Annotated in this window: 10 protein-coding genes; 2 read left to right on the top strand and 8 right to left on the bottom strand. The window is 48.7% G+C overall.

Annotation, left to right across the window (positions count from 1 at the left end; all coding sequences use genetic code 11):
* Positions 1-279 precede the first annotated feature (279 nt).
* Entirely contained in the window at positions 280-2,418 is a 2,139-nt protein-coding gene (locus AB1756_04490) for a DUF6600 domain-containing protein (GenBank protein ID MEW5806588.1), read from the top strand.
* Between the two features lie 11 nt (positions 2,419-2,429).
* On the opposite strand, the gene mpl is transcribed toward AB1756_04490, so the two are convergent.
* The 4 genes from mpl to AB1756_04510 are packed head-to-tail and all read right to left on the bottom strand — an operon-like array spanning position 2,430 to position 7,212.
* Positions 2,430-3,872 carry a UDP-N-acetylmuramate:L-alanyl-gamma-D-glutamyl-meso-diaminopimelate ligase gene (mpl, locus tag AB1756_04495; GenBank protein ID MEW5806589.1) on the bottom strand — a complete coding sequence of 481 codons (1,443 nt, stop codon included), beginning with the start codon at positions 3,870-3,872 and terminating at the stop codon, positions 2,430-2,432.
* Between the two features lie 40 nt (positions 3,873-3,912).
* Positions 3,913-6,021, bottom strand: coding sequence for an AsmA-like C-terminal domain-containing protein (locus AB1756_04500; GenBank protein ID MEW5806590.1), 2,109 nt, complete (start codon positions 6,019-6,021; stop codon positions 3,913-3,915).
* A gap of 19 nt (positions 6,022-6,040) precedes the next feature.
* Positions 6,041-6,709, bottom strand: coding sequence for a hypothetical protein (locus AB1756_04505; GenBank protein MEW5806591.1), 669 nt, complete (start codon positions 6,707-6,709; stop codon positions 6,041-6,043).
* Positions 6,706-7,212: a type II secretion system protein GspG gene (locus tag AB1756_04510; GenBank protein ID MEW5806592.1), complete on the bottom strand. Its 507-nt coding sequence runs from the start codon at positions 7,210-7,212 to the stop codon at positions 6,706-6,708. Before AB1756_04510 ends, AB1756_04505 begins: the two co-directional genes overlap by 4 nt.
* Positions 7,213-7,524: 312 nt before the next feature.
* On the opposite strand from AB1756_04510, the gene AB1756_04515 reads away from it, so the two are divergent.
* Entirely contained in the window at positions 7,525-8,148 is a 624-nt protein-coding gene (locus AB1756_04515; protein MEW5806593.1) for a protein-L-isoaspartate(D-aspartate) O-methyltransferase, read from the top strand.
* Between the two features lie 2 nt (positions 8,149-8,150).
* On the opposite strand, the gene AB1756_04520 is transcribed toward AB1756_04515, so the two are convergent.
* The 4 genes from AB1756_04520 to AB1756_04535 are packed head-to-tail and all read right to left on the bottom strand — an operon-like array spanning position 8,151 to position 13,290.
* Positions 8,151-8,357: a hypothetical protein gene (locus AB1756_04520; protein ID MEW5806594.1), complete on the bottom strand. Its 207-nt coding sequence runs from the start codon at positions 8,355-8,357 to the stop codon at positions 8,151-8,153.
* Between the two features lie 25 nt (positions 8,358-8,382).
* Entirely contained in the window at positions 8,383-9,816 is a 1,434-nt protein-coding gene (gene proS / locus AB1756_04525; GenBank protein MEW5806595.1) for a proline--tRNA ligase, read from the bottom strand.
* A 56-nt stretch (positions 9,817-9,872) separates the two neighbouring features.
* Positions 9,873-10,781 (bottom strand): patatin-like phospholipase family protein, encoded by a 909-nt coding sequence (locus AB1756_04530; protein MEW5806596.1) that lies wholly within the window; start codon positions 10,779-10,781, stop codon positions 9,873-9,875.
* Between the two features lie 58 nt (positions 10,782-10,839).
* The gene (locus AB1756_04535; protein ID MEW5806597.1) at positions 10,840-13,290 is read right to left on the bottom strand and encodes an ATP-binding protein; all 2,451 of its coding nucleotides are present in this window, start codon (positions 13,288-13,290) and stop codon (positions 10,840-10,842) included.
* Positions 13,291-13,342: the final 52 nt, after the last annotated feature.

The following is a 13,342-nucleotide window of genomic DNA, read 5'->3' on the forward strand; positions in this document are numbered from 1 at the left end:
GATGAAGAGCACGAGCACCCTGCATCCATACTGGATTTTCAAAATATGGCATCCCTTTTTCAAAAAGCCCTCTCCAGAAAGCTGTTGAGATTCATTAATTGCATTTATAGCCATGACATTATTATTATATACGCCTTATTTTAATGTTAACCAATATCTGTTGAACATTATGTCCTGAGAAAGGGACAAAATGATAGGGTGGATAGACGGAAAGCCAGGATAATAGCGAGAGATTGCATACAAGTATTTATTTATCAATAAGATAATAACCTGAGAAGGATGGCACGTTATCTGCTTTATCAACAGGCACTTTTGAAGGCTTTCAGCCGGGAGGTTGACATGGTAAGCGCAACGCCGAAAATAACGATAAAAAAAATGATGCTGGCCATATTGATCCCCGCCAGCATCGTTTTTGTTTCCGGAACTCTCCTTGCCGAGGATGAAGAGGTCGCAAATTATGGGAGAGTACGATACTTAGAAAACGGGATCACTCTGACAAGAGCCGATGAGAAAATCTCCGAAGAGGGAACAGTTAACTCTCCGATCTTTCCCGACGACTTGGTCGTGACCGGAAGGGATCAGAGGGCAGAACTTCAGCTCGCCGATTCCTCCTTCGTCAGACTGGACGGCATGACCCGCCTTGAATTTCAATCCCTTGCAGACATGCACAATCAGTATGAGCAGAGCAACATCCTGAAACTTTATGATGGTAGCATTTACGTGGAAGCGAAAAACATGGATGACAAGAACAAGAACTTCCAGATAGATACGCCATTTGCTTCCATCTACATCCTTACAAACGGAACGTTCCGCATCAATGTGGATAGCGAAAGGAAGGTCGAGGTCTTTTCATATAGAGGCGTAGCCGAGGTGGTTGGAGAAAACGATTCGGTTCTTCTCCGCAGCGGAAAGATGACCTTCATCACCTTCAAATCCGACCCTGCCGATCCGAGAGCGTTCAACTCTTTCTACGGGGATTCCTTTGACAGATGGAACGACGAAAGGGATGATTTCTACGCAAGCACTAGTAGAGTCGAGGAATACTACGAGAACACCCCTTACGAAGTGAGAAGATACTATTCTGAACTTTCCTACTATGGCAACTGGGTCTACCTTCCCGCGTATGGCTATTGTTGGTATCCCTACAATGTCTATGCGGGGTGGAGACCTTACTACGACGGTTACTGGTACTGGGGACCCCGTGGTTACATATGGGTTTCGTACGAACCCTGGGGCTGGGCACCGTATCACTATGGTAGATGGACATGGGTAAGCGGCTATGGATGGATCTGGATCCCGGGCAGAGTATGGAGTGGGGCATGGGTTTACTGGTCTTACGGCTCGACATATCTTGGATGGTGTCCGCTCGATTTCTGGGACAGACCCGCTTTCATCAGCTTCAATCTCTACCTCGACTTCTATGATTTCAGGACATGGAACTTCATTATGTACAAGGATGTCGTCGTTAGAAACGTAAGGCATGCCGTTGTGAGAGGGGGAATCGTCGAAAGGGATCTGAAAGCATCAGTCGTAACAAGCAATGCACCGAGAGTAAGGCCAACTGAACTAAGCCGAGACCCCGAAGCGCGGAAAGCCGTCTTCAGGGATGCGAACGAACACAAGAACATAAGAGAAGTCATGAAGAATAGAGAAAGAGTTCCAGCTTCACTCGCCAATTTCAAAGATAAGGAGAATAAGAGGATTGAACAGATCCGATCGAAGGCCGTGCTCCACCCTATGAAACCGACAACGATAGGCAACATGAAAGAGAGAACCCCTCGGACCGACGCTGGCAAGCCAACTATGAGAAAGGTGCCAGATATACCTGACAGAGGAAAACCAGAAACGGAGGATAGGGGGAAATCAGATACAAGAGGACAAGAATCTAACCAGACCAGAACTTTCCCCAGAAGTCAGACACAGGATTGGATCAAGGGAAGAACTGACCGGAAAGATCAGGAAACCGATCAACAGAAAGACATGATTCAGAACAGTATCAAGGATAAAGATACTGGCGATGCCGCGATGAACAGAAACAGGTACAAATACAAGGATGCGAGTCAGGACCGATACAGGACAGCGGACAAAAACAGGTATACGGATGGAAACATGACCCAGGATCAGGAAGTGAAGAGCTATCCGAGGCGAAGACCGGAAGAGTACTCTCAGCAGAGCAGAGAGCAGCAGAGTTTCCAGAGGAAACAGATAGAGGAGAGCAATAGATTAAGAAAGATGCTCAAGGATATGAGCCAGGAGCCGAGACCGAAAGAGATCGAGACAAGAGAACCACCGCAGAGAAAAATGCAGGTCAGGGAGGCTCCTCCAAAAAAGAAAGAAGGTAAACCAGCCTCTACTGGAGATAGCAAAGGTTCATCAGGTCGTTCAGAAAGTTCAGGAAGGAAATCCAGAGGGAGGTAACTGAAGGGTCATCACGTTCTCGATAACTTATCGAGGAGCTTGCCATAAAGATTGTCAAAGCTTCCATTTGACATGATAATAACAACATCCCTCTCATCAAGCTCCTCGATAAGTTTTTTTATTATTCCATCCACACCCTCCTTCATGGTACAGGCGCTCTTCCCATTGCGCCGGAGTTCCTTAATAACATTATCGACATTCAGACGTTCTGAAGCGGGAAGCTGCTCTGCTCCATAGACCGGAGCGATGATGATTTCATCAGCCATCAGGAAGGATGCGGCAAGGTCGTTCTCAAAAACGTTCCTTCTCAGGGACCATGATCTTGGCTCGAAGACAGCCCAGATCCTTGAGCAAGAGTATCTCTCCCGCGCTGCCTGCAGGGTCTCCCTGATGGCGGTGGGATGATGTGCAAAATCATCAATTACGGTGATATCGCGATATGTGCCGATGACCTCAAAGCGGCGTTTTGTCCCTTCGAAAGATTCCAGAGCTTCTGAGACGGTATCGAGGTCGATGGAATTACCAAGAGAAGCCGCTATGGCGGCGGTTGCATTCAGGACATTGAACCTTCCTGGAATGTTTATCCGAAATCTCTTGAGGAACCTGCTTTCCCTGTAAAGATCAAACTCAGTCCACTGAGAACCTCTCTCCGAAGCGTTCTTCCTATCCTTGGAGGAGGTCGTCTCCATCGAGGATATCCTCCAGAAGGGATCAGGACCGAAACCGAATGACTCGACTCGTGAGAAGCTGTTGTGGACGACTTCCCTGATATTCTTGCTTTCCCAGCAGCAGACGATCCGACCACTCCGTGGTACGATGTTGACAAGCCTCTTGAACTGCAGGAGGATCTCATCCAGGCTCTTAAAGATATCTGCATGGTCGTACTCGATGCTTCCGAGCACGAGCGTGTGGGGCATGTAATGCATGAATTTCGGCCCTTTATCGAAAAAGGCGGTTTCATATTCATCACCTTCGACAATGAAATGGTCGCCACTGCCGAAGTGATAGTTCTTCATGAAATTCTTTGGAATTCCGCCCACCAAGAAACCGGCATCCCGACCAGCGCGATGGAATATCCATGCCAGGAGAGATGCTGTCGTCGTCTTCCCATGCGTGCCGGCAACAACAACAGAATGTTTCCCCCTGAGGAATCTCTCCTTGATCAATTCAGGCATGGATCGGTACTCGATCCTGTTGTCCAGTACATATTCCGCCTCTTCGTTTCCCCTTTTGACTATGTTTCCGATCACCGCCATGTCCGGATGGGGCTTCAGATTCTCTGTGCGAAAGCCGTTTTTCACCTCAACACTCATCTCTTCGAGGATGGTAGACATAGGCGGATAGAGCTTCGCGTCTGATCCAGTCACGCGGACGCCGCTTTCCTTCAGAAGTCCGGCAAGCGCCGCCATGCCGGTCCCTCCTATTCCAATAAGATGAATATGCTCTTGCTTCATCTCTTATCTTGGTATGCTTTTAGCTGGAGAATCTATCAGATTATCTTTTTCTGAAGAACTCTTTGATGCTTTTCATGAGCTCTTCCTTCGTCGATTCTTTAAGCACCTTGTTCATATCGAGGACGACTTCAGGCTTCATGATGGTTCCCTTGATCTTGAGAGGGAAGGACAACCGTCCGTCCCGACCCATTCTGAACTTCAGCATAGGCGTCGAAGCAATCATGTCTCTGCTGACCTGGGGAGAGAATCTGGCTTCCAGGTTGAAATCGACCGAGGAATCGAACTTGAGGACTCCTTCCCCATCGAGGTCGATATCCTGAGAGTGAAACTTCAAATTGTCCGTCCTGGCTTCCCCTCCGGAGACATTGAAGTCTCCCTCCAGCAGCTCGAACCCCGTCTCGTTCTCTCCGATTCCCCTTCCACCTGCCATCCTGATGATAGCGGCAACCTGTTTCAATATGCTGAACGTTGTTATCCTCCCATTCATTATCTTCAGTTCCAGAGAACCTGACAGATCGCTGGTCCATCTGTCCATGGAGAAGTCCCCTATCTTAAAGTCAGCCCTTCCCTGAAGATCTCCAAAAAGGATGTCCTTGTTCGATGGAAAGAGCGCTGTAACTAGAGCATTCGCGTCGATGCTAGAGACGCTGGCATCAAGTGAATAGTCCCTGGAGCTTCGCGCCGGCGCGCGCAACGAACCCCGGAGCATTCCGTCGAATAGGCCGAACCGGAACGACGCGGACAGCACCTTGCTGTCCTGAATGAAGATCTCTCCTTCCATTCTCTCCTTCTGGTATTCCCATTTCATTCCGGATATCTTCACGCCTTCATCGGAAATCTTGATCCTGCACTCAAGATCTTCGACCGGCGCTGAAAGAGCGGAATTTATCAACTGGAAGTCTTCAAGGTATGCATCCCCCGAGAATTCCTCAGTCGTGAAATCTTGCAGAGATACCTTCCCCATCAATGTGGCATCAAGTCTTCCTCCCCTAAGACCCTCAGGTGACTGGAAACCTATCACCGGAGAGATATCCTTGATCTCACTGTATAGAAGATCTTCCCCTTTAACTCTGAACTTCAAAACTGGCTTCTCCTTCTTGAGATCGACTTCCCCATCCATGAAGATCTCTGAATCACCTATTGTGAGCTTCACGTTCTCTATCATGAGGTAAGCCGGCTGGAGGAGCATTGAATATGAGATGTCACCATCGAGATCTTTCTTCTCTCCCTCTGCTGCTGCAAATGACTTCTTGAGGATAAGATCAGTGAAGTTCCCCTTCCCGGCGAACTCAATTTCTTTCCCGATGCTTCCCCGGATGCTTGATTCAAGATCCAGGCTTCCCCCTTCGAGGGAGAGACCAAAAAGAACAAGTGCCGCATCGGATAGAAAGGAAGCATCGGAGATGATAAGCGAAGATTCAAGTTCAAGCGGGATCCTATTCATCGGATCGATCTTTCCCATGGTTCCACTGATCTTTATCTTTCCATCCTTCTCGCTGAAGAGGGCGCTCGCTGAAATGGAAGTATGAGGACCGCGTCCAATCCCTTTCATTATTATGGAGACATTTTCGATAGGCAGACGAATCCTCTTTCCAGAAGAGAAAGTTTCTTCCAGATCAATCCTGCCGTTCCGCACCGCTATCTCATTCAGATGCGAGATATCAAAGACAAATCCCCGACTTCCTTCGGCTCCCCTTCCTTTTCCCCCTTTCTGAGTGAGAGCTTCTCCCGCTTTTCCCTGCAGCGTCTTGCTATCAGACAAGAAAATCATCGGGAGAGACATGAGATTCTTCACGGAACGGATTTCAGGGGAATAAATCCTGACCGAGTTTATAACGACCCTTCTTCTCAAAAGGGGAAGGAGCTGCAACCTTGAATAGATCTTTCCGATCCTGATGATTTCCTGTCCACCCTCTTCGGGCTTATCGCATACGATGACATCATTCGCATAAATCTTCAGGCCCGGGAAGATGATCAAACCCGCCTTTCCTATCTGGATGCCTTTTCCCGTGGATGATTCCATCAATCCGGTTAGATCATCAACATATTTTTCGAGATTGATTGCACGAGGGAGAAACCATACGGCTGTAAGTAACAGAAAGATCACCAGGAAGATCAGAAAGGCAATTACTTTCAGATAGGCTTTCATTCTCTCACCTTTGCCACAATCAGAAGGTCCACGTTACAGTTTCATACGCAACCGTATTAGGAAGAACTTCCACCCCTTTCAGATACCAGCCTGAAGGGGAAACATTCGAGGCCTTCCTTGATTCGAGCCACCATCGTATCGTGAACTCTTTAACGACTTTCAGCGTCACTCTACCCGCTGACTGAATGATGAGCCGTTCAATCTTCCCGATCGGATATCCCAGAAGGTAAGCAACGGTCCCCAGAGGAAGAGTGGAGTAGTTAATGTAGGGGTAACCGAGCTTTATGATCGTATCGACATAAGCCACGCTACCGGGAAGTTTGATGAAATTCTCTACCCTGTAAAATGCTCCCTTCCCAAGAACAGTGGCTTTTACCAGGACCACTCCATCCGCCTCAAAGTCCAGCCATCCCCGATCTCTTCCCGTCTCATAGTGCAGATACTTTTCTTCCAGCGAGCCTGTAAAACTATCAAAATGCTCCTTTCGCTCTTCCTCTGTCATGGACACCGATTCATCTCGCTTATCCACGCTTAAGTCATAGAGAGTCCTGAAGTCCTTATTCTGAACGGCATCGATGTATGTCTGAATAATTACTGCAGCATTCTTCCTGAATGGATCCATGCATGAGCAGACTACCAGGAGCATAGCGACGAGCAATGCCGATCTTGAAAGCATTTTCTTCGTCATCGATATACCCCGTCGACCATTACGATGTCATCCTCCGTATCTAGCATCCCGTCATCGCCTGCCGAGAAGAGCTTGAAGCTCCTCCCGTCCGACGAGTAATTGAGCTCGTTCCCCCAGGCATCCAGCCTGTCGATCTGTTGCACATAACCGGGAACAAGGAGGAGCTCGATGGAATCAAGACCTTCACCTTCCGGATAGCGTCCGGTATCGGCCATATACCTGCCGAGAAAGAAGGAGATCATGTCCATCGTGTTTTTTGTGCTCATGACTTTTCCTTTGCCCAGGGTCTTGACGAGTATCTGAGCATACTTTTCCTCTTCTTTATGGCAGGAAGAGATAAGGAACAACAGGAGAAGGAAAAGAAGAATCGGAGAAAGCTTTTTAAAGAGGTTCCTCCTGAACATTCTGAATTCCACCAGTTTGATTATTATATCATCAGGCTTCTTCTTCCACGCGAGAAAATCTGGCTTATCGTAACGCCTCGGTTGTTGAAGAAGCTTCATTGGCTTTTTGATTTCTTCAGCATCTAAGATTGAGCCATTACCACTTATCATCCCGATAAATGCAGCCTCTCCATTGGAAAATGAGATGAAATCTTTGTATCTATAGAATGCTTTAAATTAAGATATAATATCCAATGAAAAATGAAGCATCGTTCAATGTTATCGCAAATCTATCATAAGAGTTTCTGGAAGGCGGTGAGATCTATGATCTTGATGACCCTTCTGGCATTCCTTTTCTCGGCATCCGGAGGGTGCTCCTCAGAGAATTCGATTGGAAATCCTCGCTCCAACGGCGATGAAAGAGAATACGAGATGAAGAGAAAGAAGATGGTGGAAAACCAGATCAGGGCAAGAGGAGTCAAGGATCCCCGTGTTCTTTCGGCCATGATGAAAGTCAAGCGGCATCTTTTCGTTCCGGATGCCTATCTTCCCTTTTCCTACGACGATGGCCCTCTTCCCATCGGAGAGGGGCAGACGATCTCTCAACCCTACATCGTCGCCCTCATGACAGAGCTGATTGAACCGAAGCCCGATTCAAGAGTCCTTGAGATCGGCACCGGCTCGGGTTATCAGGCGGCCATTCTCGCCGAGATCTGCAAGGAAGTCTACACCATCGAAATCATCGAAAAGCTCGGGGATCAGGCTGAAGAGCGGCTGAAGAAACTCGGATATGACAACATCCTCGTCAAGATCGGCGACGGGTATCAGGGATGGAAAGAGTATGCACCCTTCGATGGAATCATCGTAACGGCTGCCCCCGAACACATCCCTCAACCGCTTGTGGACCAGTTGAAGATCGGTGGAAGGCTCGTCATCCCCGTCGGCGAGTTTTACCAGGAACTGCTCCTCGTCACCAAGACTGAGAAGGGAATCATCAAAGAGAATATCACTGGTGTCCGTTTCGTTCCCATGACCGGCGAAGCCGAACAACACTGATCTTATTCTTTCCAGCCCATGTTGTAGAGCACGTGTTTGAGCCGATTGGCCAGTGATGCGGCACTCTCAGTATCTATGGTGACGGCAACATAATGTTCACAGCCTTTCTCTGAACATTCGAGAGCGCAGTTCAGTGGATCCTTGCTGCAGAAGACGATGCGGACCCCGTCAACGTTAGGTGCCGTCTCGACGTTCTTATACTTCTTCATGCCCTTCCCTTAAGACACCTATGATCTAATAAGCCTTTGCAAAGCAGACTCTTCTGGGGGAATCACCACCACACCAGACGCATTTTCCGGATTCATTCTCAGCATCGATGGGGATGCACCTGATGGTCGCTTTGGTCTCTTCCTGGATCTTTTCCTCACAATCCCTGCTACCGCACCATCCGGAGAAGATGAATCCTCCTTTTTCTACAATGTGTCTTCTGAAGCTCTGCCAGTCATCTATCCTGAAAGTGTTCTCCTCTCTCCTCTTGAGCGCTGCATCGAACATTTCCTGCTGAATCTCCTTGAGAAGCTCGGGAAGTCTGCCAGGAAGGTGATCCATCCGTATCTTTTCCCTTACCCTGTTCAGCCTTCTTACTGTCATGACCTCAGACGCAACAACCTCTTTTGGCCCCAGTTCCAGCCTGAGAGGAACTCCTGCCAGTTCCCACTCATGGAATTTCCATCCTGGATTCACTTCTGTTCTGACGTCGTATTTCATACTCAAGCCGAGCGGCTGCAGAATCGTTTTCAGCTTTTCAATCACCTCCATGGCTCTCGTCTTTTCTTCGTCGTTCTTCCAGATAGGTACCACGACCACCTGGGCAGGAGCAATCCGTGGCGGCAGAACGAGCCCGTTATCGTCTCCATGCGCCATGACTACAGCCCCGATCAATCTCGTCGAAACGCCCCATGACGTCTGCCATACGTATTCCCATTCTCCGTTTTTGTTCTGGAACTTCACGTCAAAAGCTCTGGAGAAGTTCTGGCCGAGATTGTGGGAAGTTCCTGCCTGGAGAGATCTGTTATCCTGCATGAGCGCCTCGATGCAGTAAGTTCGCATCGCTCCGGCGAACTTTTCCTTGTCCGTCTTGATGCCCTTGATGACCGGCATGGCCATGTACTCTTCCGCAAAGATCCTGTAAACATCGAGGATCTTGAGAACCTCTTTTTCAGCCTCATCGTAGCTAGCATGCGCCGTATGTCCCTCTTGCCAGAGGAACTCGGTCGTCCTTAGGAAGAGCCTCGTTCTCATCTCCCAGCGGACCACATTGGCCCATTGATTGATGAGCATCGGGAGGTCTCTGTAGGACTGGATCCACTTCGCGTACATGGCGTACATAATGGTCTCGGAAGTGGGCCTGATGACCAGGGGTTCTTCGAGCTTTGTTCCTCCAGCATGCGTAACGACGGCACACTCTGGAGCAAACCCCTCCACATGTTCCTGCTCTTTCCTCAAGAAGCTCTCCGGGATGAATAAAGGGAAGTAAGCGTTCTCGTGCCCTGTTTCCTTAAACATCCTGTCGAGAGCTTTCTGCATGTTCTCCCAGAGCGCATAACCATGGGGCCTGATGACCATGCATCCCTTCACCGGGGAGTAATCGGCGAGCTTCGCGTGAACGACAACATCCGTGTACCATCGGGAATAGTCCTCGCTTCTCGGCGTAATGAGTTTTGCCATGCCTCACCTATTCTGATTTGCAAGACTAATTACTTTACTAAATGATTCCTACTAAATCAATACTGCGCGGGGGAAGGATATGTTTGATGCCATCTGGCTATGGTTTCCTTGATGGAAGGAATGGCCGCTGTGGCTGCATCGATGCCGGCCTTGATGCATTCCTTTTTATTGTCAAAATCCATGGAATTGATCTTACCGACTTCAGGGGCAATCAGGATGTCCGCTTTGTCCGCCTGGCATTTTCCGATTTCCCTCGCCATGATCGAAATGGCCTGGATCGTGACGACTACGAAGTTTGATATCTCACCCTTTTCCACATCTCTGGATATGTCGACGGCGATGACTATATCTGCTCCCATCTCCTTCGCCACATCCACCGGAACATTATCGACAATCCCCCCATCAGAGAGAAGCTGGTTCCCGATTTGGACGGGATGAAAGAGCCCCGGTATAGCGCAGCTTGCCCTCACAGCGGTTGCCACCGGTCCGCTTTTCAAGATTACTTTCTTTCCCCGATGGAGGTCAGTAGCGATTGCAGCATAATGTATCTTCAGCTCTTCGATCCTCTTTGCCTTCACGCTCTTCTGGATGAACTCCTCGATTTTATCTCCCTCAAAGGGACCCATCAGTGAGTTCCAAACGGAAAAGTCGAAGAAATCGTCCTCCTTCACGTCATGGGTCATCCACTCGAGTTCAAAGCTGTTCTGGCAATCAGCATAGATGGCACCGATAAGGCTCCCTATGCTCGTGCCGACGATCATCTGTATAGGTATCTTCTCCTGTTCCAGAACTCGTATGACCCCTATATGGGCAAATCCCCTCGCCGCTCCTCCCCCGAGGACCAGTGCAATGACCGGTCGCTGGAAGCTGTTGGACTCCGGCTGCATAGAAGGAGCCGGCAGCGTCTTCTGGCATCCCGTGAGGATAAGCTGCATCGGCACTATGAATAGCAAAATAAGGATCAATGCATTCTTGCAATTTCCAGCATTCATTTCGGCTATCGGAAGAGAGTTTCCGAATGGGTTACATATTTCCGGGAACGGAGGCACCGTATTTCTTGAGGGCTTCCGCGAGTTCTTTCAATCTCTTATCGACCAGGCAATTGACCGTTCCCTCCGGATAGGTCCCATCCGCCTGTTTCTCTCCTGCCGGCATTCCCGACAGGATTTCAATCCCCTCATCGATCGTCTTCACGGCGTATATGTGGAATTTCGTCATCTTGACCGTTTCAATGACTTCCTCCTTGAGCATGAGATCATCGATGTTTTGATAAGGAATCATAACACCCTGATTCCCTGTCAACCCCTTCATCTTGCATGTCAGGAAGAATCCTTCTATCTTTTCATTAACCCCTCCGATCGGTTGAATTTCTCCTTTCTGATTGACAGATCCTGTCACGGCGATGTCCTGCCGCAGTGGAATGCCTGCAAGACTGGAAAGGAGAGCATATATCTCGGTCGAGGAGGCGCTGTCCCCATCCACGCCGCTGTAAGATTGCTCGAAGCAGATGCTAGCGCTCATGGCAAGAGGCTTGTCCTGAGCATATTTTCCCCTCAGGTATCCGCTCAGGATGAGAACACCCTTATTGTGCGTCCTTCCTGAAAGCTCGGCTTCTCTTTCGATATTTATTATCCCAGATCTTCCTATCGATGTTTCTGCCGTTATCCTGGAAGGGCGTCCGAAGGCATAGTCTCCGAGGTCGTGCACTGATAGACCGTTCAGCTGTCCGATCTTCATTCCATCGATGTCGATCATCAGGGTTCCATCCTTGATCATCTCCTGTATCTTCTCTTCTACGAGATTATGGCGGTAAAGCCTTTCATTGATAGCCTTCTTGACATATTTTGCCGAGACCTTGCTGCAGTTATCTTTGGAGGCCCAAAAAGCCGATTCGGTAATAATGTTCCTGATCTTTGTAAATTTAGTCGACATTTTGTTCTTCCTGCCAGCGAGCCTCACTCCGAATTCGGCAACGGCCGTTACGGCACCCTTATCGAATGGAAGGAGCTTCTCTTCATCACAGATCTTCTTGATGAAAGCCGCATACTTCAGGATGTTATCCTCAGTGCACTCCATCTCGGTGTCAAAATCGGCTTTAACTTTGAATATCTTCTTGAACTCCTCATCGTAGATGTAAAGAAGCTGATAAATGTAATGCGAACCAATCATCACTACCTTCAGGTCCAGGTCGATTGGCTCTGGCTTCAGTGCCGAGGTCGTGAAAAGGTAGAATGGATCGTAGGTCTGGATCTCCACGATATTATTCCTCAGCGTTCGCTTGAGGGCATGCCAGACTCCTGGCTCGATCAGGACATCCAGTGCATTCAAGACGAGGTATCCCCCGTTTGCCCTCAGGAGACTTCCCGCCTTGATCTTCGTGAAGTCGGTCTGCCATCGACCGCTTCTGTCAACTGCACGTTCGATGGAACCGAACAGGTTCTTGTACGACGGCGACGTCTCGATGATCACAGGACGACCACTCGTTTCGGCGTTATCAACGACGACGTTGACCCGGAAATCATTGAAAGGATCCGGCATCTCCGGTAACTGGATGCCAGGAAAGACCTGCTCTCTCGCTTCCCCCTTATCCTTGAATCGGCCGAGATCACCAAGGATATTTGATCGGACGTCATCAAGATAGCCAATGATCTTATCGTAAGAAAACTTTGATTTGACTTCCTCAATCAGCCCGGAGACCACAGGAGAAGCGAATTCATGATCCAGATCGGAGATCCTGTCGTTCATCTCCTTATCGAGGTCCCTGATCTTCTTGCTGACCTGGTTGAGCTCGTTGGCGAGTTCCATCTGTTTGCTCTTCAGTCGTTCATAGACCTCCTTCTGGAATTTCCCTGCCACAACCTGCTCCTGAAGCTGATCCAGATTGATGGCATTCCCCGCCACGATCGGGACGATCTCGGGCCTGGCATAGGGACCCATTTGAACCTGAATTAGAGTGAAACTTTCGGCTTCGACTTTTTTCTCAAACTCCCTTACGATAGCTTTTTCATTGTCCTTGTAACTCTCGATGAGAAAGTTCCTGCGGGCCTGGTACTGCTCGCTTTCAAAGATGGAAGGGATGTTCTTCTGCAGGGCTTCAATCAGGTACTCCATCGCCTTTTTAAATCCTATCCCGTTTCCTGCCGGAATTTTGATAACCTTTGGCATGTCCGGGTTTTTGAAATTGTTGACATAACAGATATCGTCGGGAGCCTTTTCTCCCTTCTCGATCTCTTCCAGAAGGCGTTTGATTGTCGTGTTTCTTCCCGTTCCGACGAACCCGGCTATGAAAATGTTGTACCCAATGCTCTTTATATCAAGACCAAGTTTGATCGCTTGAAGAGCCCTGTTCTGTCCGATTATCTCTTCGATCGGCTTGATATCGTTAGTCGTTTCGAAGTTGAGGCCTTTCGCATCGCAGTGCCAGCGCAGTTTATCGACGTGAACCTCTCTCTCTTTATGGATCTTGTTCGTCATGATGACTCCTTATTCAAAACGCTTCTGGAAATAACCATTAATTCTCAATTTC

The organism is Acidobacteriota bacterium (assembly GCA_040752675.1).
In the GTDB taxonomy this organism is placed as follows: domain Bacteria; phylum Acidobacteriota; class Polarisedimenticolia; order JBFMGF01; family JBFMGF01; genus JBFMGF01.

What these genes read in the sequence shown, in the direction of transcription:
- AB1756_04490 (MEW5806588.1), top strand. Translation starts at nt 280, where the DNA reads ATGGCACGTTATCTGCTTTATCAACAGGCACTTTTGAAGGCTTTCAGC.
- mpl (MEW5806589.1), bottom strand. Translation starts at nt 3,872, where the DNA reads ATGAAGCAAGAGCATATTCATCTTATTGGAATAGGAGGGACCGGCATG.
- AB1756_04500 (MEW5806590.1), bottom strand. Translation starts at nt 6,021, where the DNA reads ATGAAAGCCTATCTGAAAGTAATTGCCTTTCTGATCTTCCTGGTGATC.
- AB1756_04505 (MEW5806591.1), bottom strand. Translation starts at nt 6,709, where the DNA reads ATGACGAAGAAAATGCTTTCAAGATCGGCATTGCTCGTCGCTATGCTC.
- AB1756_04510 (MEW5806592.1), bottom strand. Translation starts at nt 7,212, where the DNA reads ATGAAGCTTCTTCAACAACCGAGGCGTTACGATAAGCCAGATTTTCTC.
- AB1756_04515 (MEW5806593.1), top strand. Translation starts at nt 7,525, where the DNA reads ATGAAGAGAAAGAAGATGGTGGAAAACCAGATCAGGGCAAGAGGAGTC.
- AB1756_04520 (MEW5806594.1), bottom strand. Translation starts at nt 8,357, where the DNA reads ATGAAGAAGTATAAGAACGTCGAGACGGCACCTAACGTTGACGGGGTC.
- proS (MEW5806595.1), bottom strand. Translation starts at nt 9,816, where the DNA reads ATGGCAAAACTCATTACGCCGAGAAGCGAGGACTATTCCCGATGGTAC.
- AB1756_04535 (MEW5806597.1), bottom strand. Translation starts at nt 13,290, where the DNA reads ATGACGAACAAGATCCATAAAGAGAGAGAGGTTCACGTCGATAAACTG.